General features: G+C 71.2%; 8 protein-coding genes. 3 read left to right on the top strand and 5 right to left on the bottom strand.

Translation table 11 applies throughout. The features are described 5' to 3' along the window. Nucleotides 1–1921, bottom strand: a 1921-nt coding sequence (locus ACYVE9_RS12005; protein WP_461027784.1) for a glycosyltransferase family 2 protein, incomplete at its 3' end; no start/stop codon positions are given. Nucleotides 1922–2334: 413 nt separating this feature from the next. Between ACYVE9_RS12005 and ACYVE9_RS12000 the strand changes: the two genes are divergently transcribed. Then, nucleotides 2335–2877, top strand: coding sequence for a nuclear transport factor 2 family protein (locus tag ACYVE9_RS12000; protein WP_461027783.1), 543 nt, complete (start codon nucleotides 2335–2337; stop codon nucleotides 2875–2877). Nucleotides 2878–3067: 190 nt separating this feature from the next. Here ACYVE9_RS12000 and ACYVE9_RS11995 read toward each other — a convergent pair whose 3' ends face one another. Genes ACYVE9_RS11995 through ACYVE9_RS11980 form a run of 4 tightly spaced genes read right to left on the bottom strand, consistent with a single transcriptional unit; the run spans nucleotide 3068 to nucleotide 5715 of the window. Then, nucleotides 3068–3268, bottom strand: a complete 201-nt coding sequence (locus ACYVE9_RS11995) for a hypothetical protein (protein WP_461027782.1) — start codon at nucleotides 3266–3268, stop codon at nucleotides 3068–3070. Nucleotides 3269–3290: 22 nt separating this feature from the next. After that, a complete protein-coding gene (locus ACYVE9_RS11990) occupies nucleotides 3291–4340 on the bottom strand; it encodes an MBL fold metallo-hydrolase (RefSeq protein ID WP_461027781.1) in 1050 nt (349 codons plus the stop codon). Then, on the bottom strand, nucleotides 4337–4876 hold the full coding sequence (locus ACYVE9_RS11985; RefSeq protein ID WP_461027780.1) for a flavin reductase family protein: 540 nt from the start codon (nucleotides 4874–4876) through the stop codon (nucleotides 4337–4339). The genes ACYVE9_RS11990 and ACYVE9_RS11985 overlap by 4 nt, the downstream gene beginning before the upstream one ends. Nucleotides 4877–4929: 53 nt before the next feature. Further along, on the bottom strand, nucleotides 4930–5715 hold the full coding sequence (locus ACYVE9_RS11980; RefSeq protein WP_461027785.1) for an SDR family NAD(P)-dependent oxidoreductase: 786 nt from the start codon (nucleotides 5713–5715) through the stop codon (nucleotides 4930–4932). Nucleotides 5716–5892: 177 nt separating this feature from the next. On the opposite strand from ACYVE9_RS11980, the gene ACYVE9_RS11975 reads away from it, so the two are divergent. Then, nucleotides 5893–6396 (top strand): SRPBCC domain-containing protein, encoded by a 504-nt coding sequence (locus ACYVE9_RS11975; protein WP_461027779.1) that lies wholly within the window; start codon nucleotides 5893–5895, stop codon nucleotides 6394–6396. 113 nt (nucleotides 6397–6509) lie between these two features. Continuing rightward, the coding region (locus ACYVE9_RS11970) for a VOC family protein (RefSeq protein WP_461027778.1) at nucleotides 6510–6738 on the top strand (229 nt) is incomplete at its 3' end.

Raw genomic sequence — 6738 nt, 5'->3', positions numbered from 1 at the left:
CGCCGGCCGGCTGTCCCGCCGTCTGCTGCTGTGCGGCGGGCTGCGGCTGTGCGGCGGGCTGCGGTGCGGGGGCTGCGCCGGAGGAGCGCTGCAACCGGCGGCGCTTCTTCTCCTTCCGCACGGTCACCTGCCAGCCGATGATCGGCGCGGCGGTGATCAGCAGGGCGAGGGTCGCCCAGGTGAGCATCGCCGGGTGGTCGTGGCCCAGGAAGAACGAGCCGACCAGGGAGCCGCCGAACACCGCGATGAAGAACAGGTGGATGCGGAAGGTGCCGAACAGGGTGTCCGGGCTGGCCGAGTCGCCCTTGGGCGTGACGACGAACTTGCTCTTGCGGCGCAGTGCCGCGTCCAGCAGCGAGCGGGCGTAGATCGGCGCGGACAGCGCCGACATCAGCATGCCGGCGAGGCCGCCGGAGCCCTCCGGCTCGTGCGGCGAGACGTTGTGCCGGCGGTTCCAGATGTACAGGCCGACCTGGAGCGCCGAGGCGTTGCCGTAGAGCATCATCCAGATGACCGGGTCGATCTGCACACCGGAGGCGCCCAGGCCCAGGAACAGTGCGCAGCTCAGTGCGGCCAGGATCCAGTTCAGTGCCGAGATCGGATAGAAGATGATCATCATGGTGTAGTTGAAGAGCTTGCCCGCGGGAAGCGAGTACCAGCCCTTCCAGTACTGCCCGATGATGGTCTCGAAGGTGCCGCGGGACCAGCGGAGCTGCTGGGTGAAGAAGTCGGTCCAGGCGTTGGGGCCCTCGCCGACGGCGAGCACGTCCGGGGTGTAGACCGAGCGCCACTTCCGGCCGGTCGCGGGGTTGCGGGTGCGGTGGATCTCGAACCCGGTGGCCATGTCCTCCGTGATGGAGTCGTACAGGCCGCCGATCTGCTTGATGGCGGAGATCCGGACGGCGTTGCTGGTGCCGACGAACATCGGGGCGCCGTAGCGGTTGCCGGCGCGCTGGATCAGCGCGTGGAACAGGAACTGCTGGCTCTCGGCGGCCTTGGTGACGAAGTTGTCGTAGTTGCCGTAGACCTGCGGGCCGATGACGAAGCCGATGTTCGGGTCGCGGAAGTAACCGAGCATGCGCTCCAGGTAGTTCGGCAGCGGCACGTGGTCGGTGTCGACACCGGCGAAGAAGTCGTAGTCGTCGCCGTGCGCGTCGAGCCAGGCGTTGTAGTTGCCGTGTTTCGTCTTGGCCCGGAACGCGCCCTTGGCGGTGTTCCACTTCGCGACGCCCTTGCGGCTGAAGTGGTGCACGCCCAGGCGGCGGCAGACCTCCTTCACCTCCGGGTCGTCGCCCTCGTCCAGCAGCCACACGTGCATCGTGCCGCGGTGCCGGATCCTGACGGCCGCCTCGAGGGTCTTGGTGACCATCTCGATCGGTTCCTTGCCGGGCACGAACGAGGTGAGGAACGCGACCCGGGTGCCGGCTTCGGGCACGACGGGGACCGGGTCGCGGGCGACGAGCGTGGCGTGCGAGTTGGACAGCACGTTCAACGTCCGGAACAGCTCGATGAGGCCGATCGCGACCAGCATCACGATGTCCAGCTTGAGCACCAGGTCGGAGACCGAGCCCTCGTCGCGCTCCGTCCAGTGCTGCGGCTGCATCAGCCACAGGAACAGGCCGAGGGACACCAGGGGGGCGGCGGCCAGCAACAGCGAGGCCCGGATGCGGTGCGGCTCGTCGCCGATCAGGCTGCGGTACTTGACGCGGTAGGGCTTGTTCGGGTCGGGCTGGGTGAGCGGGCCGGCGAGCCGGCTGTAGTGCTCGTAGTCGTAACGCGGCGGGGCCTTGCGCGGCCACCGCACGCCGCGTCCCAGGGTGTTGGAGCCGCCGGTGCGCTGCTGCCGGGGTATGCGCAGCTTGGTGGTCATCGACGGGTCGTCGTTGTCACGCGGCCGAGCCGGTCGTGGTGCCGACGTCATCTATCCATCCCCCCACACGCAGCGGTCTGCGTGCCCTCGTACTGAACCCGCGTCCAAAGCCCCGTATCAGCCTGACAGGGGTGAATCGGGCGCGACGGGTGCGCCGCCGCTCCCTCTACAGACATAGGGCGGTGTCTTCCGGTTCCGGCCGCGAGGGTCTTGATCTCCCCTGCCGGGCGCGTCCCGGTCCGATGACTGGCGGTCAGCTTCCCGGACTACGTCACATGATCGCAAGAATGATACGTACGGCTTTCTCCCGATGGTCGGAATTGTTGGGGCGAATGTGATCAAAGAGATGTCAGTCGCCCCGTGTGCCGTCCGGCGCCCCGAACAAAGGCTCCGCTTTACGGCCCACCCCGGCCGGACCGGTGTTGAAGCGCCGCTCCAGCGCCCCTGAAGGACACCGCGCGACGATGGCGGCGTCACGTGCCACCGGTCCGGCGAGGGGCCGGCCGTCGAAGGGAGTCGCCGTGCCGCAGGCCGTCCAGGAAACCTCCAGCACCACCACCGCCCCCGCGTCCGCCGTCCCGGCGCCGCCCGTCGTCCCGGGGGACCTCTACGCGGAGGTGCGGACCTACTACGCCGTGCAGATGCGCCGGGTGGACGCGCTGGACATCGAGGGTTTCGCCGACACCTTCACGCCCGACGGCGTCGTGGTGCACTCCAACGGCGTCCGCGCGGAGGGCCGGGCCGCCATGGTCGCGGGCATGCGCGCCGCGCTGCCGCGCTACCGGGGCATCGCCGTCCGCCACTGGTTCGACCACCTGCTGATCGAGCCCGGCGCGGACGGCACCCTGGAGGTCTCCTACTGCTCGCTGGTGAGCCGGACCGACCGGGAGGGCAACGTCACCTTCGAACCGACGTTCGTCGTCGAGGACACGCTGGTCCGGGTGGACGGGCGACTGCTCACCCGCTCCCGCGTCATCCACCGGGACACCCCCGCCGACGAGGCGTGACACCACCGGCGGTGATCCCGCCGCCGCATGCCGCGGCGGGGACCTCCCCCAGGGAGGCCCCCGCCGCGGAGCGTTGCGCCGTTCGGGTGGGACGAGCCCGTCCCGAGGGGAGGGCCGTGCGGGTGGGAGTCGTTCGGGTGCCCCCGCACCGCGGCGGTCGAGCCGCCGGGGGGCGGGGGCACCCGACGCTTCAGTCGATGCCGCGCCAGATGTGCGGCTCGGAGCCGTCGTCGTCCTCCCCGGCCAGCAGCAGCGCCGGACCGGCGAGGAGCAGCGTGGGTGCCGGCGCCGCCGGCACCTCGAAGATGGCCCTCAGCTCGTCGGCACGGATGTGCTCCGGCCCGCCGTTCTCCATGTGCGTCTGTTCGTGTTCCTTCACCGGGGTGCTCACAGGTCAACTCCCTCGTACGGGGTCAGGCACAGCAGTCCGGAAGACCGCCGTGGAACGCGACCATCTCCTTGAACGATCCGAACACATCGATCCGGCCTCCCGGTGGCAATCCGCGCAATTCGGCAAAAGCCCGATGCAGGTTCCCCACCAGGCGCTCGGAGTCGAGCAGGTGCGCGAAGGCGCCCGGCTCGGCCCGCCGAGCCACCTCCAGCGGCGTCAGGCCCGCTCGCATGCCCTCCTCGGCCAGTCGTTCGATCCATCGCAGGTAGGCCTCAGTCTGATCGAACAGCTCCGGGCCCGCGACCGGACCGTGGCCGGGCACGACCGTCCGGCAGCCCAGTTCCCGCAGCCGGTCCAGGGCGCGCAGCGAGCCGGACACCGAACCCATCAGCAGGTACGGCGTGACGCCCGACCACACCAGGTCACCGGTGAAGACGACCCCGCGGTCGGGGACCCACACCACCGTGTCGTTGGCGGTGTGCGCCGGGCCCAGGTCGAGCAGCTCCACGCGGAGACCGCCGGCGTGCAGGGTGAGCCGGTCGCGGAACGTGACGGTGGGCAGCGTCAGCGGGGTGTCGCCCCACTCGACGGCCGGCCACAGGGCGCGCAGCCCGAACCCGGCCTCGGCGGCCTCGTCCCGGGTGCCGGCGGCGGCGACCACCTGCGCGCCGGGCGTGAACTGGCCGTTGCCGAAGGTGTGGTCGCCGTGGAAATGGGTGTTGACGACGAACGCGGGCCCACCGGGGCAGACCCGCTCCACCTCCTGCCGCAGCCGCCGCGTCCGGGCCTCGGTGGCCGCGGTGTCCACCAGGACACCGCACCGGCCGAGCACACCGGCAGCACCGGACGTGCCGGTGCTGCCGGACGTCCCGGCAGCACCGACCGCTTCGGATCCGTCGGAGGAGCCGTCAACGCCGTCAACATCAGCAACGCCGTCAACGCCGCCGTCGCCGACGATCAGGCCGGAGTTGTTCACGCACCAGCCGCCGGCCGGCTGCACGAACGCGTACACGCCGTCGGCGACCTGTTCCAGGGCCGGCGGCGCGAGGGCCGGAGCTTCGATGACGGTCATGCGCTCTCCTCCTTCCGCAGCGCCGAGTACCCGCCCCGGTGGAAAACCAACGGCTCGGCCGAACCGGTGCGGGCCCCGCCGTGCAGCGCCAGCACCTCACCCACGAGCAGCACGTGGTCGCCGGCCACGTACTGGTCCCGGAGCCGGCATTCGAGTGACGCCACCGCCGACGGCAGCACCGCGTTGCCGGTGACGCCGGTGACCGCGCCCAGCCGCTGCATGGCGAGCACGCCCTCGGGGCGGTCCGGCCGGCAGAACTCGGCCGACAGGGCCTGGTCGCCGCGGGACAGCACGTTGACCGCGAAGCTGCCGGCGGCGGCGATGCGCGGACGCATCCGCCCGTCGGCCTTCACCGACACGAGCAGCAGCATCGGGTCGAGCGACACGGACGTCAGGCTGTTGAGGGTCATGGCGATGGTGTCGGCGTCGCTGCCCTGGGTGAGCACGGTGACGCCGGTAGGGAAGCAGCCCATCGCGGCGCGGAAGGCGCCCACGTCGGGCCCGGTGAGCACGGCGGTACTGGGGGAGTTCGTCATCGGTTCGGCTCCGTCTCTCGCGGGTGTCGGGTACCGGAGGGGTCCCGTGCGGTTCAGTAGTTGCCGAGGCCGCCGCAGACGTTCATCGCCTGCGCGGTGATCGAGGCCGCGGTGTCGGACGCGAGGTAGCCGACCAGCCCGGCGACCTCCTCGGCGGTGGAGTAGCGGCCCAGCGGGATCTTCGCGTTGAAGCGCTCCTGGATGTCCGCCTCGGACACGCCGTAGTGGCCCGCGTAGCCCTGCCGGACCCGCTGGGCCATCGGCGTCTCGACGTAACCGGGGCAGACGGCGTTGACGGTGATGCCGGTCTTCGCCAGCTCCTTGCCGACAGCCTTGGTGAAGCCGACGACACCGTGCTTGGACGCCGAGTAGGGAGCGGCCAGCTCCACGCCCTGCTTGCCGCCGGTGGACGCGATGTTGACGATGCGTCCCCAGCCGGCCTGCCGCATGCCGCCGGCCGACAGCACCTCGCGGGTGACGCGGAAGGTGCCGTTGAGGTTGGTGTCGACGACGTCCAGCCAGAGCGCGTCGTCCATCTCGTGGGTCTGGCCGCCGCCGCCCCGGCCGGCGTTGTTGACCAGCACGTCGATCCGGCCGAACGCGTCGACCGCCGCGGCCACCGCGTCCCGCACCTGCTCGGTGGAGGTGACGTCGCAGGCGGCGCCGTCGGCCTCGTGGCCCTCCGCGCGCAGCCGCTTCACCAGCGCGGCGACCTGCTCGGCGTCCCGCGCGCAGCCGAACACGGCCATGCCCTGGGCGGCCAGCAGTTCCGTCACGGCCAGGCCGATGCCGCTGGTCGCGCCGGTCACGAAGGCGACCCGTCGGTTTGTTCCTGTCATCATTCGCTCCCCTTGTTCGGTGCGTTCGTCCGGTGCGGCCGGTGCCGGCCGGGCCCTCGGCGGATGGCGGGACGAACGTGACAACGCGGGCTCGGGAGGTTCTCGACCGCCGGTGGAGCGCACCGCTTCGAGCGGCGCTCGACACAGCGCCGAGCGCCCCGGGTGACGGTGGCGTCCGTGGTGATTGGCGCCATCTGGGAGAAGGAGGGGCTTGTGCCCGTACAGCAGACGCTTCCTGACGTCCGAAAGTCGGTGACCGTCGCGGCCACCCCCGAGCAGTGCTTCAAGGTCTTCACCGAGCGTCCCGCCGACTGGTGGCCCGCGAGCCACGTACTGGTCAAGGCGGAACGAGCCGGTCTGGCCTTCGAGAAGCACGTCGGCGGTCGCTACTACGAGTGGGACGTGGACGGCAACGAGATCGCCTGGGGCCGTGTCCTGGAGTGGGAGCCCGGCCGGCGGCTGGCCATGACGTGGCGGATCTCGCCGTACTGGCAGCCGCTGGAGGACGACACGTTCGCCAGTGAGATCGAGGTCGACTTCCACCCCGTCGAGGGCGGTACCCGCGTGGAGCTGGCGCACGTCAAGCTCCACCAGCACGGCGAGGGCGCCGAGCGCATCTGGCAGGCGCTGGACGGTCCTTCGCCGGGCGAGACGCTGGAGCGCTTCGGCAACCTGTTCTGACCGGGCCGGGGCCGCTCGACGCCGCGTCCAGTGCGGCTCGAGCCGCCCCGGCTACCGTCTGCCGCCCGGCAGTACCGCGTTTCGGGGGAAACACAAACGAAGGGGAGACGACCATGGTGGCGTTCAACGAGGGGGCACCCTGCTGGGTGGAGGCCGCGCTGCCCGACCAGCAGGCCGGCCGGCGGTTCTACGGCGAGCTGTTCGGCTGGACGTACCGGTCGGGGGAGCGGGCCGACGGCGGCACCGGCCCCTACGACCGGGCCGAGCTGGACGGCCGCGCGGTGGGCGCGGTGACGGGCGGTGAGCGGGCCCAGTGGAGCCTGTGCTTCGCCACGTCGGACG

The sequence above is a fragment of the Streptomyces sparsus genome (assembly GCF_054776295.1).
The sequence above is the reverse complement of the archived record's forward strand: the minus strand, read 5'-3'. Positions and strand labels throughout refer to the sequence as shown.